A 22,320-nucleotide genomic window follows, 5' to 3' on the forward strand; every position below is an offset into this window, starting at 1 on the left:
CCTGCTAATTCAATGGCTCTGATATAGATCAGTTGATTGTGTGTTATCTGATTTTGACTGTAAATCCAGAGAGCCCGCAATGCTAACAGCGGTATTGGTGACCACTTACACCATCGCCTTCAGGGCACGACGAATCAGTTCTTCACTGGCCAGACCATCCTCTTTCACTGCACCAATGGCTTTGCTGGCATCCTGCTGGCGATATCCCAATGACACCAGGGCACTGATAGCATCCTGTACCGCCACACGATCCGATGGCGTATTTGATACCACCAGGGACGGTGAAGCTGCGCCAGCGTCACCCAATTCGGGCGCCCAGTCATCCAGCCGGTCACGCATATCAACGATCAGTCGCTCAGCAGTTTTCTTGCCGATACCCGGCAGGCGCGTCAGCGTGGCACTGTCATCATCGTGGACACAACGCACAAACATATCGGATTCCATACCCGACAGAATCGCCAACCCCAACTTGGGCCCTACACCGTTGACACGAATCAGTGTACGAAACAACTGTCGCTCCTTGCGGTCAGCAAAGCCATACAGCAACTGCGCATCCTCACGAACGACAAAGTGCGTATACAACGTCGCTTCCTGCCCCTCTTCCGGCAGTCGGTAAAAAGTCGTCATGGGCGCTTCGACCTCATAACCGACCCCATTCACATCCAGCAATAACTGTGGCGGACGCTTTTCTACAACAACGCCCCTGAGACGACCAATCATGTCACATCCCACCTGTACAATGTTTCAATTCAGACGATCGGTTAACGTAGCCGACCATTCCCCATGCGAACGGAGCCTTTACTGGTCGCCATACGAATCAGACTTTGCTGGGTGTGCGCATGACACAACGCTACGGCCAGGGCATCAGCGGCATCGGCCTGGGGCACTTTATTGAGCTTCAACAAAGCCGTCACCATATGCTGGACCTGCGCCTTATCTGCAGAGCCTTTACCCACAACGGACTGCTTCACCTGGCGGGCAGAATACTCTGCAACAGGAAGTCCCTGGTTGACCGCCGCAACAATTGCCGCCCCCCTGGCTTGCCCCAGTTTCAGGGCAGAGTCGGCATTGCGTGACATAAACACCTGCTCAATGCCCACCGCCTGTGGCTGGTGAACTTCTATCACGCGATAGATACCTTCATATACCTGCAGCAGTCTTTCCGGTAGCTCACCCGGCTGGATTCGGATACAACCAGAGTCAATGTACTCAATCCGTGAACCCACCTGGTTTATCACACCGTAGCCGGTAATGCGGGAACCCGGATCAATTCCCAGAATAATTGCCATATCCCTACCTGGATACTCTCGTTAACCATACTCAATATACTGTACTTTTATACACCCTTTTTGTGAAGTGATAACTCAGGCAGAGACACTCGACCAAAAGCTGCTCACGAAAGCACATCAACGGGAGAGGCCGTTACAGCTCAAAAAAGACATGGCGGTCGAGAATTGAATCGCAGGCTATTGAAAGAAAAGTTTCCATAACCATACCCTCTCCCCAAAAAAACAGCTCTTTTTAAAAAACATTTGCCACCAAAAACCAAACAAACCATGGAACTCTTTTCCTTATTTGCAATCTAACTGAAGCAGAATGCAAATTCTATTCACCAATCATTTAAGCCAGCTACTTTCATTCCAGACAGGAATAGATCAATGAGTCAAATGCCATTATCAGCTACAGGTGCCTTTTCATACAGCTGGCATAGCAGTAAAAGATGCTGCCCACTTAAATTTTTATCAGCATTTGTCGCAATGGTGGCCGGTTTTTTTTGCATTTACGAAGTAAAAACAGCCGATGTCGAACGGTTATTACTTAAAAGCAATACCAATACCAATGAAGGATTTGAAAATGCTATTCAGCGTGACGACCGATACTTTGCCAGAGACTATGCCACTTTTAAGAAACTACAGTCATTCGATACAAAACCGGTTGAGACACAACCGATGTTAACAAACAACACTCCACCCAATAGAAAATCCTCAGAATCAGAAAACGCATCACCGAATTCCCACCCGAAAGGCAGAGTACGCATCAGCAATAATGCTACCGACATAGAGACACCCAGTATAAGCGGGGTTTCTGAACCGGCACCCAGTCCAGAGGATGAAAATTTTATTCACACGGTGAAAGAAAACATCCAGAAATACAAAGAAAGAATCGCACAACATACTGAATATGAATTAAATCCTGACACGCCTTATACTACTGTTGCCCCAGAGCATTCTGGCGAAGCAATTGACACCACCACCAAAACACTCTGGAAAACATTAGTGACAAAACTTACAGATGATTTCGACACAGACAAAGAAAAAATTGAAAAAATGCTTGATGACGAAAACAACCCATTCAGAATAAAAACAATCATTGAGCGCGAAGGCTTTAGAGGAACACTAAAAAATGATATCAAAAACTTCGTCATTCTGATTTATTATATCGGACATCAGATACTGAAAACGCCAATCAATTTATACACATTACTTTACGATGAAATTATGAAAGAAAGAAATACAGAACAACCTGTAAAAATACTTCCAAGTCATGACACTGTAAAAGGGTATACAACACTACGCGCTGGATCATTAAAAAGCATCAAACACCTCCTGCAACTAAAAGCATAAAAAAACCATTACGCTTACAAAAAAAACAACCCAAGAATCAACAGAAAAAAATACACAGCAAAATCACTCCAACACATTTCTCACCCCCCCCGGACAAATAAGAAAAGCACTTCATCCACATCAAAAACAAGAAAACAGCCTAGCCTGCTCCTAACAATCTACCTTTCTCACAGCTTTAACAGATCAGAAAACCTCGCAAGAATCCCCCCCCACCTTGCAAGCCTTTCATCACGCTGACGCATATTAAGCTTAAACTCAGGAATCTTCTGAATCTCTCTATAAAGACGTGCATATACATTATCCTGAGAATTTTCGCAGTCCGGCGCTCCCACATGATACAAAACCACCATGAAATTTTTAGCGTCATCAGCCAGTGTAGTGTCATATCGAAGCGCTGAAAATTCAGATATTGTAGCCTGCCTCAAACTATCATGTTGCCGACGACCGGCATACGCGACCTCTACTTCTGTGTTAAATATCGCACTTACCTCTTCCTTACTTACACCAAAGTCACTGACAAACTGCTCAGCCAAATGATCCCACAAATGACTGGTAACATAACTCAAAGCACTATCATCAAAATTATCACTTACATCACGTGGATCTCTGGCATTTTCAATTTTTAGCGATCTTTTGAAAGCTCGCATATTTTTTTTATACCGCCCCAAACGCTCCATCACCAGATCAAAAAATATATCATCACGACTGGAACTTTGTGCCACTTCAGTTATGACCCCCTCACCCGCACCAACCACCGCTGGATTACTGACAGCTTCACCAGCTCCCGCCATTACAGGTACAGTGTTACTTTCCGTTCCGCCTGACACCGGCACCAAAGGTATAACACTAGGCCTTGTATGCGTACTGGTGGTAGTTATGGTCTCAGCCAGACCACAAGAAGAGCCAACTGCCACGCCTGGAGTAACACCTGTTGATACAGTAGTTCTCGCGCCTGCTGAAACAATAGCGGAGCCATTCTCCTGCCTACCCGTTAACACTTCTGACACCGTAGCTGCCGGAGTTTCAGGCATTGAACCCTGCATCATCGGATTCGCTTCTTCGTCGGGCATAACATCTATGCCACGTTTTCTTAATTCTTTCACATACAATGCATTTGAATATTCTGGATGCTCTGACAACAGAGTTCTGACATCAGCAACCTTGACACTATAGCCCCCCAAAAGCCCGGCAAAGAAAGCACCAATAACATTTAACACCCTGAACAATGGGCAAATTTGTGCATTACTGTCCCAGCTATAAGAACAGGCAGCTCCAACACAAAACTTTTCAGAACTCATAAATCACTCCAAATTATATTAAATCCATTTTTTATTCGAACCAGAAAGTCCATACCCATAACCAGTTAGACAGCATCAATACCCACTAGTTGCATGACATCACCTGACATTTCAAAAGAGAATGGGTCAGACACTAATATCAGCGAAACTTTAATATCATGAACAAACACACAACCAACAAAAACTGACAACGAGAGCTACAATTCAACCCGAAAAATCAACACAACTTAAAACACACACATTCAATAGCATACTCACACGCCTAATAAGGCTGCAAAATCCCCCTGCAACCATCCAATTAAAAAGCCCACCAGACCGTACAAGTTTACAAAGCATTAATCTAAGTTACTAAATACAACGGGAAAGCCTCGAAAGGACAGGTATGCTTGCCACAAGCCATCGAACGAGTATCAATAATGAAAGAGCTGCTCGCACCACTGCTGACTGTGACAGCCGTGGTTTTCGTTCTATTCCTGTTAACGCTTGGCGCCAATCTTTGAACAAACTTCAGGGCGCAGGCCTTTCAGCCAGCGCCCACACCAGACGGCGCAATGCTTAGCCCAGTGATTCCATCACATCATCCGGAATATCGGCATTACTGTAGACGTTCTGGACATCATCCAGATCTTCCAGGCGATCAATCAGCTTCATGATTTTTGCTGCACCGTCAGCATCCAGCGGCGACTGGGTCGTCGGCACCATGGCGACTTCACCATCGGCCGGCGTCATGCCTGCAGCCTCCAGCGCATCCTTGACCTGCATGAATTCCGTCCACTCGGTGGTGACTTCCACGGATCCGTCATCATTGGCAATAACATCTTCCGCACCGGCTTCCAGCGCCGCTTCCATCAGCGCATCTTCATCCACGCCTGGCTCGAAGAATATCTGTCCTTTACGCTCAAACAGGTAAGCAACGGAACCGTCAGTCCCGAGATTGCCGCCATGCTTGGAGAATGCATGCCGCACTTCAGATACGGTCCGGTTACGGTTATCCGTCATACATTCAACCAGGATCGCAACGCCACCCGGGCCGTAACCCTCATAGGTGATCTCTTCCATGTTGTCGTTGTCGGCACTGCCGGCGCCACGGGCGATCGCACGGTCAACGGTATCACGGGTCATGTTGGCGCCCAGCGCCTTGTCGACCGCCGCACGCAGACGCGGGTTATCTTCCGGGTTGGGACCGCCGGCCTTGGCGGCCACGGTCAGTTCGCGGATCAGCTTGGTAAAGATCTTGCCACGCTTGGCATCCTGCGCCGCCTTGCGGTGCTTGATGTTGGCCCATTTACTATGACCTGCCATAGGTCGAAACCTCACCCTTTAATGAATTACTAAAAACGACTTGTCGTATCAATCGATGGCCGGCTGCCTGCCTGAAAGCAGGCAGCCGAAACCAGCCACATCAGTGACTGGTGGCGGAAGCAGGATCCCTGCGGATACGGATATTCAGGTCACGCAGCTGCTGCTCTTCCACGGTACCCGGCGCCTGGGTCATCTGACAGGCTGCTGACTGGGTTTTCGGGAAGGCAATGACTTCACGGATAGAATCCGCACCGGTCATCAGCATCACCAGGCGATCCAGACCAAAGGCCAGACCACCGTGAGGCGGCGCACCGAACTTCAGGGCGTCCAGCAGGAAGCCAAACTTCTCGCGCTGTTCTTCTTCGCCGATACCCAGCACACGGAAGACCACCTGCTGCATCGCTTCATTGTGAATACGGACAGAACCACCACCGAGCTCGACACCGTTCAGCACCATGTCGTAGGCGCGGGACAGGGCGTCAGCCGGCGCGGTTTCCAGCTCTGCCGGTGTGCAGCTTGGCGCGGTGAAGGGGTGGTGCAGCGCGGTCAGGCCGCCCTTGCCATCTTCCTCGAACATCGGGAAGTCCACGATCCACAGGGGCGCCCATTCACTGGTATACAGGTTCAGGTCTTCACCCAGCTTGCAGCGCAGCGCGCCCAGTGCTTCGCTGACCACGGTCGCCTTGTCCGCGCCGAAGAAGACGATATCGCCATTCTGCGCATCCAGACGCTCCATGATCTTCATGGTCACGTCATCACCCAGGAACTTGATGATCGGTGACTGCAGGCCTTCCTCGACACCTTTCTCAATGGCATTGACCTTGATCCAGGCCAGACCCTTCGCACCATAGATGCCCACATACTTGGTGTATTCGTCAATCTGCTTACGGCTCAGGGTGGCGCCACCCGGCACTTTCAGCGCGGTCACACGGCCTTTCGGATCGCTGGCAGGTCCCTTGAAGACCTTGAAGTCAATGGTTTCCATCAGGTCAGCGATATCGACAAGCTCCAGCGGAATACGCAGGTCAGGCTTGTCAGAACCAAAGCGACGCATAGCGTCGGCATAGGTCATGCGCGGGAAGGCATCGAATTCCACATTCATCAGGTCGCTGAACAGCTTGCGTACCATGCCTTCGGTCAGGCCCATGATCTGTTCTTCTTCCAGGAAGGAGGTTTCGATATCGATCTGGGTAAATTCCGGCTGGCGGTCGGCGCGCAGGTCTTCGTCACGGAAGCACTTCGCTACCTGGTAGTAACGGTCAAAGCCAGACACCATCAGCAACTGCTTGAACAGCTGGGGCGACTGCGGCAGGGCAAAGAAAGAACCCTGGTGGGTACGGCTGGGTACCAGGTAGTCACGGGCGCCTTCAGGCGTCGCACGGGTCAGGATCGGGGTTTCGATATCCAGGAAACCATTGCTGTCCAGGTAGTTACGGATAGCGCTGGTCACCCTGGAGCGGAAGATCAGCTTCTGCTGCATATCCGGACGACGCAGGTCCACATAACGGTACTTCAGGCGGATGTCTTCACCCACATCGGTGTACTCGTCCAGCTGGAACGGCGGGGTCACCGCGCTGTTCAGGATTTCCAGCTGCTTGCCCAGCACTTCAATCTCACCGGTCTTCATGTTCGGGTTGACAGTGCCTTCCGGACGCAAACGTACCTTGCCGGTCACCTTCAGAACAAACTCGCTGCGGGCGCGGTCTGCCAGGGCAAAGGCGTCCACGGTATCGGGGTCAAACACCACCTGGGCAATCCCTTCCCGGTCACGCAGATCCAGGAAAATGACACCGCCATGGTCACGGCGGCGATGGACCCATCCACACAGTGTGACTTCCTGCCCCTCATGGGAGGCGTTCAGATCGCCGCAATAATGGCTGCGCATACTCTAACCTCAGTCTTCAAATCGTTATCTGGCCTGTCCGTGGCGGACAGGTGTGCAATGCTCTCACCGACAATGGACAAACCATTGCCCCCGAACACTCAGTCGCTGGTGGCAGAACAACCGCCGCAGCCGCTCCTGGTGTCCTTGCCCGGGCAATGGTTGTCGCTGGTCGCGACATTCTTTGCCTTTTTGCCCTTGAAGTCCGTCTCGTACCAGCCGCCGCCTTTCAGACGGAACGACGGGGCGGACAACAGCTTCTTCAGGGCAGACTCCCCGCAGGCGGGGCAATCGGTCAGCGGGCTGTCGCTGAATTTCTGAATAGCCTCATGGGTATCGCCACAGGATTGGCAAAGGTATTCATAGATCGGCATATACGGCGCGAACTCCGAACTCAAAACGGAACGAAACGCGGGATTATAACGTAATGCCGGGCAAAACAGCCATGCGCAGGACCACTATTCTTTGACTGCCTGCCTCGCCACAGGTTCAGGGCCAGCCATCGGCAGGAAAATGCCCGTGATAGGTACTTACCCCTACATACGTAAAAACTGCACCGTTGATAGACTTCCGTTCCATACAGTGTCTGGCGCAAAAACGCATCAACGGGTTAACAAATGTCACTATCCCCTTACCGGGACAGGCAAAACCTTGACACACGGCAAGGTTTACCGACAACCCGTACCGATATACTGCGGCCAACCTGTATCCGGGTCCGTCTTGACGACATAAACGCCGGGGGTCATGGCGCTGGCGAACGCATTCTCCGCCAGATGCCGTACATCACCCGGCGAACGACAGGCGACCTGTGCAGATTCTGCTTTTTTTCCGTCGGATAGGGGCATATCCGGCGGGTTTGAAATTAAGCAACACAACACCATGTGGAGTAGGTAACACCATGCGAGCATTTAAACTGTCCGCGCTGGGCGCGGCTGTTATCGCTGCAACCGCGGCTACTGCGGCCCAGGCCAGCTTTGATCAGTTTGTTGATGACAGCACACTGGAAATCAAACTGCGTAATGCATACTTTGATAACGACTTCAAAGAAAGTGGTGAAGGAGTCAAAAACGACTGGCACGAATGGGCGCAGGGTGTAGAAGTCAACTACACCTCAGGTTATGCATTTGACATGATTGGTTTCGACGCTTCCTTCTACGGCTCCATGAAGCTTGATAGCTCCAACGAAGCAGAAGGTTCCCAGGGTGCTGGCGACCAGCTTCTCCGTGAAAAAACCAATGGTGACACCACTGGCATGGGCAAGCTGGGTCAGGCTTACCTGAAAGCCAAGTTCGGCGGCGAAGACCTGAATATTAATGCGAAAGCTGGCTACATGAAGCATAACACCATTCTGGTTGCCAGCTCCGGTTCTCGCTTGACCCCCAGCTCATTCCGTGGTTATGGATTCGACTCCAACATCTATGGTCTGGGCCTGTACGGTGCTTATGCTGACCAAATCTCTGATCGTACTTCTCAAAGCTACGACGATTTTGAAGGCAAAAAAGACAAAGATGGAAATGTCATCAAGGTCGATAGCATTTACTCCATTGGCGCAACCTACAACCTAATGGGTGTGGATCTTAACGCTGAATACGCCCGCGGCGAAGACTACGTCAAAATTCAATACTACAACGCCAACTACACCTTTGAACTGGCAGACAACATGAGCCTGCTGCTTGACGGTCAGTATTACAAAGCCAAAAAAGATGGTGATGCATGGGATGGCGGCTCCAACGATCTTAACCTTGACCCTAAGCAACATGGCGCATTCAAAGACGATGCAAATCTGACCAACTTGAACGCTGCGCTGACCATTGACCACCTGACTCTGAGTCTGTCTTACACAACTGTTGATGCCAAGGGCGAAGACGGTGTAGGCGGTTCATTTGAATACTGGATGGCTGGCAACGATTACGGCGGCGGCAACTTCTGGACTTCTCGCCAAGTATCTGACTTCTTCTACGATGGTGAAAAAGTTTGGCAGATTGGCGCTGAGTACGACTTCACTGGCTTAGACATGCCAGGCTTCTACACTGCCGTTACCTACACTCGTGGTACAGTAGGCGACAGCGATGCAGTTTTACATAAGTTCGACAAAGAAACCGAACTGGACGTTGAAGTTGGCTACGCATTCCAGCAGGAAGCCCTGAAAGGCCTGAGCGTAAAAGTTCAAAATGGCTATCACAAAAAGTATGGCTATGAGACTAAAGCTGACGAACGCACCAACAACCTGCGTGTCTACGTAGACTACACCCTGAGCGTATTCTAATACCCTCGCGGTCAGTCAACGCACGAAACGCCACCTCCGGGTGGCGTTTTTTATTCACTGCTCACAGTAATTCCCGCCACTCATCGCAAATCCCCCGCCTCCAATTTGCATAATCACGATTTCTTGACTAATTCATTACACAGATTTGTAACTGGTACTGACAGCCAATCGTGGCAAAACCGGCGGAGGCCGGTCTGTGATTTCAGGAAAGGAGGCTTGACCCCCGGCCCCATCACCCCAGCCTGAACAAGAGGCACTGACACGGGCACCGGACCAGACACTGACTGGAGCAGCGGAGTAATGGCATTACACAGATCTTCACTGGCAGCCGCCATATCCATGGCGATTTCCTCAGGATTCATGATTCCAGCAGACGTCCGGGCAGAAGAGCGCGTCGGCGATCACTTCGCTGACATGATGGAAAACACGGGTATTGAACTGGAACTGCGCAACTTTTATTTCAATCGGGATTTTCGGAATAAGCAGACAGAAGAGGACTGCCCCAAAAAGGGAGAGACGTGCCGCTATCCTGACATCCGTGAATCCTGGGCGCAGGGCGCTCGCCTCAATTTTGAATCCGGCTACTTCATGGACATGATTGGTCTGGACGCTGCATGGTACGGCTCTTTCAAAATACAGGGCAAAGATGACAAATGGGGTTCAGACGCCTTAAGGGTCGCCTCGGAACACGATTCGAAAAAAAGAGGTGAGTACACCTACATTGAACGCAAACAAAAAAGCTACGATAAACTCGGCCAGGCTTTCCTCAAAGCCCGGTTTGGCGATGACGACCTGAACGCCAACATCAAGGCCGGTCGGATGTTCATGGACACCCCGCTACTCAATGACAGCGATTCCCGGGTAACGCCTTCAACAACACAAGCCGTTTATGCCGATATCAATATGATGGATGGCGTCATGATTTACGGCTTCAGTTCAGACAAAGCATCAACCAAAACCCAAAGTGGTTTCAAGAAATATGAAGGCGTTTCTTACACCTATGATGACAAAGGCTTACCGGTAGAGGGCAAAAAAGGCGACTGGAAAGTCAACTCCGTCGGCATCAGTTTTGACAACGGCGATGGCACTGGCATCAATGTGCAAATGGCCCGCGCCAAGGATTACAAGAAACAGGATTACCTGAATGCCTACTACACCCTCAACATGGGTGAAGACACCAGCCTTATGTTCGATGGCTACTACTACAAGGGCAAGGGTGACGGCAAATACCTGGTAAAAGAACAGCACGGCGACACCTGGAAAGACTGGGACAGCGATCTCTGGAATATTGTCGCCCAGCTAGGCATCAGCGATCTCAAGCTAGCCCTGTCTTACCAGAAAGTAGACGGCGATTATTATGACTACGCGTGGGGCGGTTCTGACGACAACGGACTCATGGTATGGAATTCCGTCCAATACAACGATTTCAACAGAAAGGATGAAGATTCCTGGATGCTGCGGGTCGATTATGATTTTGCCGGCATGGGAATGCCCGGCCTGAATTTCATGACCCGCTATGTCAAGGGCGAATATCACGAATATGTAAACAGCGGCAAGACCAAAAAAACCCGTCATGAATGGGAACGTGACACCGATATCAGCTATGCCTTCATGGACGGTGCTCTCAAGGGCCTTACCATCACCTGGCGCAACGCGACATTCAGAACCTACGGATCTGACAGCCTGAATGAAAACCGGCTGATCGTTGATTACAGCATTGCCCTTCTGTGAGATAAACCTTCCCCTCTGCAGGTAGCTCATGTAGCTGCCTGCATGGCAACTATTCAAACATGCCCCTTATGACATAAAAGGAAGGCATCTCTGCCCTTGAAGATTTATCACAATGAAATAACGTAATGCGGTATGGTAACGCGTTGACACGCACGTCAAACCCACGACAATTGAGAAAATAATAATAACAATGCAAACACTCAACAATAAAATTGCCCTCATCACCGGTGCCGGTTCCGGCATTGGTCGGGCACTTGCCATTCAGTTAGCCAACCAGGATTGCAAACTGATTCTGACAGATATCAACAATAAAGCTCTGCAAGAAACTGCCACATTACTACCCGATACTGGCGACCATCTATTAGAAGCGGTCGATGTTGCCTCGCTACAACAGTGGGAACAACTGAAAGCAAAAACCGAGGCCAGGTACAAGCATGTCGACATTCTCATCAACAATGCCGGCGTAGCGTTATGCCAGCCATTCACTGATATGTCACTCGAAAATCTTGACTGGGTGATGGACGTTAACTTCAAAGGGGTAGTCTTCGGCTGTAAAGTCTTCCTGCCCCTGCTCGAAAAAAGTTCCGATGCGCATATTGTCAATGTTTCCAGCGTCTTCGGCATGATCGGTGTACCCACTCAAAGCGCGTATAACGCCAGTAAATTTGCGGTTCGCGGCCTCAGTGAAGCACTACACCAGGAACTTCATGAAACCCTCATCAATGTATCCTGCGTCTATCCCGGCGGCATTCAGACCAACATCGTCAAAAATGCACGCTATTTTGAAGGCCCGGAAGGCATTACCAATCAGCAGGACGCGTCTTGTGAATTTGCAAAGATAGCTATGACTACACCGGAAAAAGCGGCCAAAACCATTCTCAAAGGCATGTTGAAAAACAAAAAGCGCATATTGATTGGAGCAGATGCCCGCGCCATTGACTGGATGCAGCGACTACTTCCTAATAGCTACGATAAATTGTTGAGATTAGGCTTGAAGGGAAAACAACAAAAACAGCAATTTGAAACAACTTAGGCGGGAGTATTGCCACGCTACCTGTTAAGCAGCAGCGTGGCATCAATCAGAGGATCAGCTGGAGGCAAACTCCTTGAGCTTCTTAAGCGGCCTCACTTTAACCTGTATGGAAGCAGGTTTAGCCGCAACATCCATCAGCTCTCCGGGTTTGAACGGGTTCGGTACATTTTTGCGGGCTTTCCGAGCGGGCTTTTTCACTGTCACAATTTTCAAAAGTCCCGGCAGGGTAAACTCACCACATCCGCGTTTCTTGACATGACGCTCAACCAGGTCAGTTAACTCTTCCAGCACAGCTGAAACGTCCCGTTTTGTGAGACCGGTATTCTCGGCAATATCAGCCAGAATCTGAGTTTTACTGTATTTTTCTTTGATTGCGTTTTTTTTGGCTGCCATAACGATCGTCTCCAGGCATGTCGTCCTAACACTAAACGAAAATCCGCTTTACACTCCCGTAACAACCCATCTTTGACAACGAACCCGAGGACAAATACAGGTGTACCGGTATCCCGCTACCTTTCACTAATCAGACGACACAGCGCCATCAAAACAACGGCATGAAAGCGAACAGAAATAACCGGGTACGAAATCAATATAAACGATGCATTTAGACCATGCGAGTATTTTTTGGCCAGAAAATCGTCTTTTTCCCCTGTTTTCACAGGTTTCATCGATTTTTCAGCTATATATACGACAATACTTCTACATAATTTGCTCGTAACAGCTCGCTCAGGTTACAGTAGGGATATGGCTGGATTATGATCAATTTCAGTAGCATTACCCGTCCAGTGACGTACATGACAGGGTTCTATGACAGCCATCATGCAGTAACCATTTGGTTTCATCACGATTAACAAAACTGTACCACCTATAAACAGGATGAACACAAAGGACATGTATCTCAAACATTTAAAATTCCTGCACACCCTGCTGGGTTTAGCGCTCATAACGAGCTACCTGGTCAGTTACACCGTGCTGACGCGTCTTTACCCTGATGTTTACCCCAACCATACCTTAGTCGATATCCTGCTCAGCAGTAACAGCACATTGCTTCTGGCAACAGCAGCAACCAACCTGTTATTGGGCACTTACCTGGTTGGCTTGCATGGCAATCGTCGTTTACTACAAATGACCGGCAGCTTGCTGATCATCCTGTCAGGACTATCGGCGGCTATTGTCACCTTCGCTCGTCTACCCCAAATGCCGGGCGATCTTACTGTGGCACTATTGCCTTTAGGCACACTGATTGCCGGACTTGCCGCACACCTGCTATGCAACCTGCGGGCCCTCAACCCTAAAACACGACTGATCATTGATACTTCAGACCGCGAAACCGGAACGGTAAAATGGTTCAATATCTCCAAGGGCTTCGGTTTTATTACCCGTGACCAGGGCGAGGATGTGTTTGTCCACTATCGCGCGATTCGGGGCGAAGGCCATCGGACGCTTGCCGAAGGGCAACGGGTTGAATTTATTGTGACCAAAAAAGAGAAAGGGCTTCAGGCTGAAGATGTCATATCAGCGCCAACCCACTGAATAAAAAAATGCCGGTTTTCACCGGCATTTTTTTCAATAGTGTGGCGGTGGCTCCTCATGCTCTTCCAGCTGCATGGTAACCATCGTCTGGAACTGTTCACGTAACCGCTCAATTTCCAGTGTCAGCCGCTCAATATCCTTCTGCTGACGTGTCACCACATCGTTCAAGGTCTGCAAACTGTCTTCCTGAAAGCTCAGCTGAGTCTGAACTTCAAGCAACTCATCACTCATGAAGCCCTGCTCCGGCTAGTCAATAAATTTAAGCCAGGTGGTAAATACCACGGCCAGTCTGGCACGAATTTCCTCAACGGCTTCTGCAGTATAGGCTTTTGCCGGGACTTTCCCCCAAACCGGCCCGGGCCACGCTGCATCACTTTCATGGCGCACTACAACATGAACATGTAACTGCCGCACCATATTACCAAGGGCTGCCACGTTCATCTTGTCCGCCGAAAAGATATCTTTCAGCTTTTCTGACACATAGGCCATTTCCCACATCAGTTGCCGCTGGTCTTCTTCGGTCAACTGATAAATTTCTTCCACGCCGGCAATTCTGGGCACCAGAATAAACCAGGGATAGTGGCTGTCATTCATCAGCAATAAACGACACAACGGAAAGTCGCCAATGGCTACCGTATCGTTGGCCAGTGGCTGAGCCAGCGAAAATTCTGCTATTTCATCGGTCATCAAAGCATCCTCATCACTCTAACTGGAACCAAGATACGTCGCAGGTCGTTAAATCACTATACGACAAAACCGATTTTATCCACCAGAACCCTCTGCCGGTGGCAACGAGTAACTCCCGGAAACCTGGGCCACCATCTCTGGCTGGCCGGCAGAGTAAAGCGCCACTTCGCAGACTGCCAACCGCTTGCCCAGCTTTAATATCCGCGCATTGGCTATCAGGTCACTTTTGCCCGGTCGATGAAGGAAGTGGATATTAAGATTCGCCGTAACCGCCATAATCACCGACCCGAGCTTGCCCAGGATCGCGGCGTACATCGCCGCATCAGCCAGCGCCATCATGACCGGACCGGATATTGTCCCTCCCGGACGCACAAGCGAATCCGAATAAGGCACACGAAGCACTGCGCCGTCTTCCGGTAAGCCATCGACAATGACACCCATCTCTTCAGACATGGGTATCCCATGACTGAGGTGGTGTTGAACATCTTCTACAGACAATCCTTTTTTATCCACTTCTCTAATCCCTGCCGTGTGATGATAGCCAAGCTGGTATTGGAATCATTATATCGTTGAAGGGTAACCAATAATGCTGTCATTTATTGTTATTGCCCATCAAGGTGCCTGTTTTTTTCTCATAATACGGCAATCGCGGCTTGGCCGAAGCGGACAGGCCTCGTACACTTGTGGTTTTTGCTGATTAAAGAACTCTACGATCCATGCGTACCAGTCAGTATCTGATCCCCACCCTGAAAGAGACCCCCGCTGACGCGGTGGTTATCAGCCACCAGCTTATGCTGCGCGCCGGTATGATCCGCAAACTGGCGGCCGGCATGTACACCTGGCTGCCCCTGGGCCTGCGCGTCCTGCGCAAGGTTGAAAATATTGTTCGGGAAGAGATGGACCGCTCCGGCGCCCAGGAAGTCCTGATGCCCATGGTCCAGAATGCCGAACTCTGGCAGGAGACCGGCCGCTGGGACCAGTTTGGCCCGGAACTGCTGCGCTTCAAGGATCGCCACCAGCGCGACTTCGTGCTTGGCCCGACCCATGAAGAAGTCATCACCGACATGGTGCGCAACGAGATCAGCAGCTACAAACAACTGCCGCTGAACCTCTACCAGATCCAGACCAAGTTCCGTGACGAAACCCGCCCCCGTTTCGGCGTCATGCGCGGTCGTGAATTCCTGATGAAAGATGCCTACTCATTCCACACCAGCAGCGACTGCCTGAAGGATGAGTACCAGAACATGTACGCGACCTACAGCCGTATCTTTGACCGCCTCGACCTGGACTACCGCGCGGTAGAAGCCGACAGTGGCGCCATCGGTGGAAGCGGTTCCCACGAATTCCACGTACTGGCAGAATCCGGTGAAGACGATATCGTCTTCAGTAATGGCAGCGACTATGCCGCCAACATCGAAAAAGCCGAAGCCATGGCGCCTGTTGCCAGCCGCTCAGCACCTTCTATCGACATGCACCTGGTTGATACGCCGGACGCCAGGACCATTGCCGACCTGGTCAGCCAGTTTGACCTGCCGATTGAGAAAACCATCAAGACCCTGATCGTTGCAGCGTCTGAAGCCTGCGAAGCTGACTTCGTCGCCCTGCTGGTCCGTGGTGATCATGAACTGAACGAGATCAAGGCCGAGCACCTGCCCGAGGTTGCGTCTCCGCTGCGCTTCGCAACCGAAGACGAGATCCGTCCGGTAATGAATGCAGGCCCGGGTTCCCTGGGGCCGGTCAACATGACTATTCCCTGCATTGTTGACCGTACCGTTGCCCAGATGAGCGATTTCGGCGCCGGCGCCAACATCGATGGCAAACACTACTTCGGCATTAACTGGGAACGCGATTGCCAGTACACCCGTGAAGCGGATCTGCGCAATGTCGTCGAAGGTGATGACAGCCCTGACGGCAAGGGCAAACTGTTCATCAAGCGCGGTATCGAAGTCGGTCATATCTTCCAGCTGGGCAACAAGTACAGCGAATCGATGAACGCCACCGTGCTCGACGAAAACGGCAAGGCCGTGGTGATGACCATGGGCTGTTATGGTATCGGCGTTTCTCGCGTCGTCGCTGCGGCAATTGAGCAGAATAACGATGATCGCGGGATTATCTGGCCTGACGCTTTGGCGCCTTTCCAGATTGCCCTGGTGCCGTTGAAAATTGAGAAATCCGAGCAGGTTCGTGAGCAGACAGACAAACTGTATGCTGAACTGACAGCTGCTGGCTTCGACGTACTGACGGATGACCGCAAGGCCAGCCCCGGCGTCAAGTTCGCGGATATGGAACTGATCGGTATTCCACACCGCCTGGTCATCAGTGATCGCGGCCTGGAAAGCGGCACCCTGGAATACAAACAGCGTCGCGGTGGTGATGTTGAGCACGTTCGCATTGAAGACGTGATCACCCTCATGAAAGAACGCGTCCAGCGTTAATTCAACTGGCAGGCAATGATACGGTGCGACAACAGCGCGTCCTGACATCACTCCTGCTGACCCTGTCCCTGGTGGCGGCTCCCAAAGCGCTGTCATCAGGGACGACTCCCACTATTGATAACGAACTCAGGGATATCCTGCAGGCCACCATTAACCAGACCGATAGTTTTGCTGACCGATTTGACGCAGAAGTCTGGCTGGTCGATATGTCTTCACGGCTGGAACGATTTATCGCATCGGATGAAGAACGTTTCAACCTGCTTCGCCTGATCCATACCGAAGCAACACTTGCAGGACTTCAGCCAGAGTTAGTACTTGCCGTCATTCAAACGGAAAGCGCTTTCAACCAGTTTGCCATCTCAAGGGTGGGCGCCCAGGGATTAATGCAGGTGATGCCTTTCTGGAAGAACGAAATCGGCCGGGAGGATGACAACCTCACCCAGGTTGCGACGAACCTGCGCTATGGCTGCACCATTCTCAGTTATTACCTGGAGAAAGAAAAAGGCAACCTGACACGCGCACTGGCTCGTTACAATGGCAGCCTTGGCAAAACCTGGTATCCGGAGCGTGTATTCACGAACTGGGAAAAATACTGGCAAATCTACTGATTCCTAAGCTTCCATCACACAATGAAAAGCATATACAGCTATATGATTTGAATTACATCACTACCGATTAATTTGCCTGAAATAGCCATTATGACTATATGAATCATGTGTCACATCTGTTGATACAGCAATGGGTGACAGAGTAAATATTGTCGCTTAGCCTTCTGTATCGAATATATTCCGTCCTGCGATATTCAACGGACCTAATTCATCATCTGAAGACGGCCACATGTCGTTTCCGTAACAGTAAGTAAATAAACTTTTTGTTGCCTCTTCCAATAACGGCAGGACCTGTTCTTTATCCTCCGCCGCCATATACCTTAACAAGGGATCATCTTCGACTAAACCCATTTCGCCCAAGACAAATAAATCGCTTTCATCTTTTAACAGTTTACGCAAAAACAACACAAGATCGTCAATAGATCCTATAAAGGTAGGTTGATCGCTTCTATATTCTCCTGTTGCCCCATCAATTATCGTCTTAGGGATATCGCCGCCAGTGACCACTACATAACTATGACGCACATCATGTTGCCATCTCTTTGCAGGTATGGAGCATCCAGATTTCTGAACAAGACACCGCTGTTCGAAAACGTAGCCCGTCTTATCCGCAATGTCATGTTTATCAAGCCAACTACAAAATCCCATATGGATCCAGTAACAATTTCCGAAAGTTATTACAGTGTCATCAGATGGTATATTATCCAGACCTGTGCATTTATTAAATTCTCCCCTCACAAAGTCAGAAACCCGAATTTTCCTTCCACTATAGGTGGATACAGCTATTGGTGAACTTGAAAGTACATAATTAAATGAAAAATAAGGATCTCGTACCGTTTCAGAAACAGACAGCAAACGCTGTTTTACAATACTGACAGTTCCTTTAACACCACCCTCGGCACCTTGTACGCTACATAGATGACTTGCCGCCACACCGGGTTTAACCGTAACCTGCTGCAAAATATAACCTCCTTAAATTGATGCCATAAATACTATCTCACAGACTGTAAAGAATTTAGATAATGAAACATAAACAAAAAAACCAAAAAAATTTATAACAATATTGCCATCAACATAAAAATGGACAGAATATGATTATTGATTTTATCGGGGCCTCGCACGGTGTGCGTCACATTTCTTTCCGCATACCCAGAATCAGCAAGTGAGTCAAAGGCACAAACTGCTATTTTATGGGCACACCTGTCAGATGGAAAAACACTTGGAAAAATGGGGACTCATATGGCCTGAAACGATCAAGATTAATCATTTTCACGGACACTGCGACCTACTGGAAGCTTAGTTTCGCGATCCAGATACCGACGAATCTACAACCGCAGATCGTGGGCATCCAGGTTTATGATCACACCCCAAGGTTCATCATGTACTCTTGCAAAAACGCATTCGTAGCAGATCATTAAGCCAATAGTTCAGACCTGATTAACACACTGCAAAATCAGAAAAAGACTGTTCTTCCGGGGCAGAGGACACCTCCAGAGATTTAACAACAGCCAGCGGCGGCCCCTTCTTCAACCAATCAAGGAGAACACTGACACTCTCCCCGCTGCCATACATCATCACTTCGACCCGCCCATCCGGCAGGTTTTTCGCATAACCGGTGATACCCAGTGCCCGCGCCTGTTCACGCGTGGAGCCCCGAAACCAGACCCCCTGTACCTTACCGCTCACCAGTGCGCATTTACACACCATAGCCATTTTCATCACCTCCGGTACTACAGCTCAGCAATGGCCGATTCCAACCCTTCACGCGTCTGCGGGCCGACCAGTCGTTTTCTGAGTTTGCCCTCAGCATCAAGAATATAGGTGGCGGGCAAAACTGGCGGTTGTTTAAGCGCCAAAGCAACAATACTCTCCCGACTTAACACCGGAAAACTGATTGCCATTCTGCCCACCTTTTTGGCAAGCTCATCCTGACTGGCGGAACCATCAAAATCCACGCCCCAGACCCGGATACCGTTTTCGGCATCATGGAGGGCGTTTAATTCCGGTATTTCTTCCCGGCAGGGATCACACCATTCTGCCCAGTAATTCACTGCAACCCACTGGTTCTTTCCATCCTTAAGCAACAGGGCATTACCCTGGTAGTCGCTATGAACGGTGTCTCTACAGCCAGCCACAACCAGTAAAACCGACAGAATCAAATAGTTAAACCTGGTATTCACAGTATCCCCGCCTGAAACATTATGATTTCACGAACCCCGCCCCGGGCACCTCACCACGAAACAACATGCCCAGATCACCGGACAGAATAGCAGCCTGCTCCCGCTGCACATCCGTCAATCGCGCCAGCAAGCGTGAAAACCATGCCGGCCATTGATCATCGCTGATCTTGACCAATGCACTGCGACTGGGTAACGGCCAGGGGAAACGCTCCAAAAGATCCGCTGTTGCAACAGACGACGGCGATTGCGCCAGAATCATTCCTCCCCGGGTGGCGGTACAGATCAATCCCTCTTTTAACAGCCATTCTGTACAGGCATCCCAGGTATCCTGCCCAAGGCGCCAACCGTCTGCATGAACATGGATCAGCCCCGTCGATTTACCCCTGGCAAAACGCCGCTCAAACACAGAAAGAATCGCCAGAATGGCCAGGCCCGGCGGTAAGGACAACCCATTTCCCACCGGCTGTACACACGCCAGGCTATGTACAATCACGGCCCCCAACAGTACCAGGAGCCAACTCAGGTAGACCCAGACAAGAAAAATGGGAACGGCGGCAAAGGCACCATAAATAAATTCATAGGTTGGTGACATCGACAGGAATAATGTGAATCCGCCTTTAGCGACTTCAAACAGGAATGCCGTGACCAAACCGCCAATCAGCGCATATTTCAGCCTGACCCGCCGATTGGGAACCGCCATATACAGCAGAGTAAATGCCGCCGTACTCAGCAGGAACGGCAATACCCGCAGAAACCAGCGCTCAGCCCCGATCATCGCATAAGCCTCTGCCAGCATTTTCATGGTTGTGAGGTAAGAGGTTGCGACAAAACCCAGACCCAGCAGCAGCGGCCCTAACGTGAGAATCGCCCAATACAGGAGAAAGCTGGTGACAGGCCGACGCCGGGCCGTCGTACGAAAGATCCGGTTGATCGCCACATCAATGGTGCGCAACATCATCAGCGCCGTGACCAGCAGGAAAGCCATGCCAAGCACCGTCAGGTTGCGTGCCTGTCGTGAAAATTCCGACAGCCAGTTACTCACCGCCTCCCCGGCGGAAGGCATGAAATACGCAAATACGAATTCCTGGATACGTTCCCCGGTTCCCTGGAATGAAGGAATCGCGGACAGCATGCTGTAGGTGACCGTCAGCATGGGAACAATGGCAAATAACGTGGTATAGGTCAGTGCTGCCGCATGATTGGTGCAACCATCATCCATAAAGCGACGCGACACATCCAGGGCAAGCCGTTTCAAGGCATCCGGCCCGGGTATTCTGACAAACATGATTGACTGTACCCCTTAATCCTTTCTCTCGCTAGAATACCGCATATTGAAAAGGAGGGAGACCACGACATGAATGACGTCACAATTTATCATAATCCCCGCTGTTCCAAATCCCGCCAGACATTGCAGCTGCTTGAAGAACACAACATTACCCCTGCCATTGTACTCTATCTGGAAACGCCGCCAGACAGGGATACACTGAAAGCGATTGTCAGCAAGCTCGGCATACCGGTCAGGGAACTGCTCCGCACCGGTGAACAGGACTACAAGGACAACAACCTCAAAAACACCGACCTGGATGACGAGGCGCTGCTGGACGCCATGGTTCGCTGGCCAAAGCTGATTCAGCGCCCCATTGTCGTAAAGGGTAACAATGCCCGCATCGGGCGCCCGCCTGAAGCGGTGCTGGAGATTCTCTGATGTCATCACCTTATGTACTGGTGCTTTATTACAGCCGCCATGGCGCCACGATGAAAATGGCACAACGTATTGCCAGCGGTATTGAACAGGTAGCAGGTGTAGAAGCACGGCTGAGAACCGTACCGCCTGTCTCCACCGTCTGCGAAGCGACGCAGGACAGCATCCCGGCGGAAGGGGCCGTCTATTGTTCCGAGGATGACCTGCGTCACTGCAGCGGTCTGGCCATGGGCAGCCCCACGCGCTTCGGTAACATGGCGGCGCCCCTGAAATACTTTCTTGACGGTACCAGCAGCCTCTGGCTCACCGGCGCACTGGTCGACAAACCCGCCACCGTATTTACCTCGACATCCAGCCTGCATGGCGGCCAGGAAAGCACGTTGATCGCCATGATGTTGCCATTACTGCATCATGGCATGGTTATCCATGGTGTCCCTTACACTGAACCTGCTTTAACAGAAACCCAATCCGGCGGCACACCTTACGGTACCAGCCATTTAGCAGGCAAAGAGAGCAATCTTCCCCTGTCAGCTCACGAGGAGCAACTCTGTATTGCCCAGGGCAAGCGACTGGCCACACTGGCCATCAAACTGCACAGGACACCCAATGAGTAGCCAACAAAAAGACAAACTGGCCCATCAGGCCTGGATGGTTGCAGCTTTTTCTTACAGCCTTCTCCTTTTGAGCCTGAGCCTGGAACACTGGTGGCTGAATCCACCAGCCGTGGATTCCCCCCTGCTGATCTGGCTGGCGCGTATCGGTCCACTGCTGATCTTTATTCCGGCGGTCGCACTCAAGAAGCCTCGCGGGTTTGCCTGGCTCTGTTTTGTGGTGCTGTTCTATTTTACCAGTGCCGTCGTGGATGCATTTCTTGGAAAGGATATATCTGGATGGCTGCAAACAGCACTCTGCGTCATCCTGTTTATCAGCAGCATGTTCTATGTCCGCTGGTATTACCAGGGGTTGAAATGGAAAGCGCATGAGGCAACCAGCACAGCTGGCGAAACACAATAAAACTCGCGACATCAATCAGGCATGG

25 protein-coding genes are annotated in these 22,320 nt (G+C 50.5%); 10 read left to right on the forward strand and 15 right to left on the reverse strand.

The annotated features are described in order from the left end of the window. Positions 1 to 105: 105 nt before the first annotated feature. Positions 106 to 720, reverse strand: a complete 615-nt coding sequence (ruvA, locus tag AC27K1_RS10610) for a Holliday junction branch migration protein RuvA (RefSeq protein WP_487150430.1) — start codon at positions 718 to 720, stop codon at positions 106 to 108. A gap of 41 nt (positions 721 to 761) precedes the next feature. Next, positions 762 to 1,289 carry a crossover junction endodeoxyribonuclease RuvC gene (ruvC, locus tag AC27K1_RS10615; RefSeq protein WP_487150432.1) on the reverse strand — a complete coding sequence of 176 codons (528 nt, stop codon included), beginning with the start codon at positions 1,287 to 1,289 and terminating at the stop codon, positions 762 to 764. 369 nt (positions 1,290 to 1,658) lie between these two features. Here ruvC and AC27K1_RS10620 point away from each other — a divergent pair, with 369 nt between their 5' ends. After that, positions 1,659 to 2,624, forward strand: coding sequence for a hypothetical protein (locus tag AC27K1_RS10620; protein ID WP_487150434.1), 966 nt, complete (start codon positions 1,659 to 1,661; stop codon positions 2,622 to 2,624). Between the two features lie 167 nt (positions 2,625 to 2,791). Here the strand turns inward: AC27K1_RS10620 and AC27K1_RS10625 are convergent, their stop codons facing one another. From AC27K1_RS10625 to AC27K1_RS10645, 5 genes are all read right to left on the reverse strand, one after another. Beyond that, positions 2,792 to 3,922 carry a hypothetical protein gene (locus AC27K1_RS10625; RefSeq protein WP_487150436.1) on the reverse strand — a complete coding sequence of 377 codons (1,131 nt, stop codon included), beginning with the start codon at positions 3,920 to 3,922 and terminating at the stop codon, positions 2,792 to 2,794. 555 nt (positions 3,923 to 4,477) lie between these two features. Then, complete coding sequence (locus AC27K1_RS10630) at positions 4,478 to 5,224, reverse strand: YebC/PmpR family DNA-binding transcriptional regulator (RefSeq protein ID WP_345194887.1); 747 nt, start codon at positions 5,222 to 5,224, stop codon at positions 4,478 to 4,480. Between the two features lie 100 nt (positions 5,225 to 5,324). Next, positions 5,325 to 7,109, reverse strand: a complete 1,785-nt coding sequence (gene aspS / locus AC27K1_RS10635) for an aspartate--tRNA ligase (protein ID WP_487150438.1) — start codon at positions 7,107 to 7,109, stop codon at positions 5,325 to 5,327. A 98-nt stretch (positions 7,110 to 7,207) separates the two neighbouring features. Beyond that, the gene (locus tag AC27K1_RS10640) at positions 7,208 to 7,480 is read right to left on the reverse strand and encodes an FmdB family zinc ribbon protein (protein ID WP_487150440.1); all 273 of its coding nucleotides are present in this window, start codon (positions 7,478 to 7,480) and stop codon (positions 7,208 to 7,210) included. Between the two features lie 294 nt (positions 7,481 to 7,774). Beyond that, positions 7,775 to 7,951, reverse strand: a complete 177-nt coding sequence (locus tag AC27K1_RS10645; RefSeq protein ID WP_487150442.1) for a hypothetical protein — start codon at positions 7,949 to 7,951, stop codon at positions 7,775 to 7,777. A gap of 53 nt (positions 7,952 to 8,004) precedes the next feature. Between AC27K1_RS10645 and AC27K1_RS10650 the strand changes: the two genes are divergently transcribed. The 3 genes from AC27K1_RS10650 to AC27K1_RS10660 all read left to right on the forward strand — a co-directional run bounded on the left by AC27K1_RS10650 (position 8,005) and on the right by AC27K1_RS10660 (position 12,136). Continuing rightward, the gene (locus AC27K1_RS10650) at positions 8,005 to 9,372 is read left to right on the forward strand and encodes an OprD family outer membrane porin (RefSeq protein WP_487150444.1); all 1,368 of its coding nucleotides are present in this window, start codon (positions 8,005 to 8,007) and stop codon (positions 9,370 to 9,372) included. 300 nt (positions 9,373 to 9,672) lie between these two features. Beyond that, on the forward strand, positions 9,673 to 11,103 hold the full coding sequence (locus tag AC27K1_RS10655) for an OprD family outer membrane porin (RefSeq protein ID WP_487150445.1): 1,431 nt from the start codon (positions 9,673 to 9,675) through the stop codon (positions 11,101 to 11,103). A 190-nt stretch (positions 11,104 to 11,293) separates the two neighbouring features. Then, on the forward strand, positions 11,294 to 12,136 hold the full coding sequence (locus AC27K1_RS10660) for an SDR family NAD(P)-dependent oxidoreductase (RefSeq protein ID WP_487150447.1): 843 nt from the start codon (positions 11,294 to 11,296) through the stop codon (positions 12,134 to 12,136). Between the two features lie 54 nt (positions 12,137 to 12,190). On the opposite strand, the gene AC27K1_RS10665 is transcribed toward AC27K1_RS10660, so the two are convergent. Further along, positions 12,191 to 12,529, reverse strand: a complete 339-nt coding sequence (locus AC27K1_RS10665) for an HU family DNA-binding protein (protein ID WP_395177763.1) — start codon at positions 12,527 to 12,529, stop codon at positions 12,191 to 12,193. Positions 12,530 to 13,027: 498 nt separating this feature from the next. Between AC27K1_RS10665 and AC27K1_RS10670 the strand changes: the two genes are divergently transcribed. Continuing rightward, positions 13,028 to 13,669 (forward strand): cold-shock protein, encoded by a 642-nt coding sequence (locus tag AC27K1_RS10670; RefSeq protein ID WP_487150448.1) that lies wholly within the window; start codon positions 13,028 to 13,030, stop codon positions 13,667 to 13,669. Positions 13,670 to 13,702: 33 nt separating this feature from the next. Here the strand turns inward: AC27K1_RS10670 and AC27K1_RS10675 are convergent, their stop codons facing one another. The 3 genes from AC27K1_RS10675 to AC27K1_RS10685 all read right to left on the reverse strand — a co-directional run bounded on the left by AC27K1_RS10675 (position 13,703) and on the right by AC27K1_RS10685 (position 14,869). Further along, entirely contained in the window at positions 13,703 to 13,900 is a 198-nt protein-coding gene (locus AC27K1_RS10675; protein ID WP_395177761.1) for a SlyX family protein, read from the reverse strand. Between the two features lie 15 nt (positions 13,901 to 13,915). Further along, positions 13,916 to 14,356 (reverse strand): HIT domain-containing protein, encoded by a 441-nt coding sequence (locus AC27K1_RS10680; RefSeq protein WP_487150449.1) that lies wholly within the window; start codon positions 14,354 to 14,356, stop codon positions 13,916 to 13,918. 75 nt (positions 14,357 to 14,431) lie between these two features. Then, positions 14,432 to 14,869, reverse strand: coding sequence for a PaaI family thioesterase (locus tag AC27K1_RS10685; RefSeq protein ID WP_487150451.1), 438 nt, complete (start codon positions 14,867 to 14,869; stop codon positions 14,432 to 14,434). 203 nt (positions 14,870 to 15,072) lie between these two features. On the opposite strand from AC27K1_RS10685, the gene AC27K1_RS10690 reads away from it, so the two are divergent. After that, complete coding sequence (locus AC27K1_RS10690) at positions 15,073 to 16,791, forward strand: proline--tRNA ligase (RefSeq protein ID WP_487150453.1); 1,719 nt, start codon at positions 15,073 to 15,075, stop codon at positions 16,789 to 16,791. A 23-nt stretch (positions 16,792 to 16,814) separates the two neighbouring features. Then, complete coding sequence (locus AC27K1_RS10695) at positions 16,815 to 17,399, forward strand: lytic transglycosylase domain-containing protein (RefSeq protein ID WP_487150455.1); 585 nt, start codon at positions 16,815 to 16,817, stop codon at positions 17,397 to 17,399. Positions 17,400 to 17,555: 156 nt separating this feature from the next. Here AC27K1_RS10695 and AC27K1_RS10700 read toward each other — a convergent pair whose 3' ends face one another. From AC27K1_RS10700 to AC27K1_RS10715, 4 genes are all read right to left on the reverse strand, one after another. After that, on the reverse strand, positions 17,556 to 18,359 hold the full coding sequence (locus AC27K1_RS10700; RefSeq protein WP_487150456.1) for a hypothetical protein: 804 nt from the start codon (positions 18,357 to 18,359) through the stop codon (positions 17,556 to 17,558). A gap of 477 nt (positions 18,360 to 18,836) precedes the next feature. Beyond that, a complete protein-coding gene (gene yccX, locus AC27K1_RS10705) occupies positions 18,837 to 19,112 on the reverse strand; it encodes an acylphosphatase (RefSeq protein WP_487150458.1) in 276 nt (91 codons plus the stop codon). A gap of 17 nt (positions 19,113 to 19,129) precedes the next feature. Beyond that, positions 19,130 to 19,579: a TlpA family protein disulfide reductase gene (locus AC27K1_RS10710; RefSeq protein WP_487150459.1), complete on the reverse strand. Its 450-nt coding sequence runs from the start codon at positions 19,577 to 19,579 to the stop codon at positions 19,130 to 19,132. A 19-nt stretch (positions 19,580 to 19,598) separates the two neighbouring features. Then, complete coding sequence (locus tag AC27K1_RS10715) at positions 19,599 to 20,864, reverse strand: YihY family inner membrane protein (RefSeq protein WP_487150461.1); 1,266 nt, start codon at positions 20,862 to 20,864, stop codon at positions 19,599 to 19,601. Positions 20,865 to 20,933: 69 nt separating this feature from the next. On the opposite strand from AC27K1_RS10715, the gene arsC reads away from it, so the two are divergent. Genes arsC through AC27K1_RS10730 form a run of 3 tightly spaced genes read left to right on the forward strand, consistent with a single transcriptional unit; the run spans position 20,934 to position 22,295 of the window. Next, on the forward strand, positions 20,934 to 21,284 hold the full coding sequence (gene arsC / locus AC27K1_RS10720) for an arsenate reductase (glutaredoxin) (protein ID WP_487150463.1): 351 nt from the start codon (positions 20,934 to 20,936) through the stop codon (positions 21,282 to 21,284). Then, positions 21,284 to 21,895, forward strand: a complete 612-nt coding sequence (gene wrbA, locus AC27K1_RS10725) for an NAD(P)H:quinone oxidoreductase (protein ID WP_487150465.1) — start codon at positions 21,284 to 21,286, stop codon at positions 21,893 to 21,895. Before arsC ends, wrbA begins: the two co-directional genes overlap by 1 nt. Beyond that, positions 21,888 to 22,295, forward strand: coding sequence for a DUF2069 domain-containing protein (locus AC27K1_RS10730; protein ID WP_487150467.1), 408 nt, complete (start codon positions 21,888 to 21,890; stop codon positions 22,293 to 22,295). The genes wrbA and AC27K1_RS10730 overlap by 8 nt, the downstream gene beginning before the upstream one ends. Positions 22,296 to 22,320 lie beyond the last annotated feature (25 nt).

The sequence above is a fragment of the Kistimonas ophiarachnellae genome, from assembly GCF_057552235.1.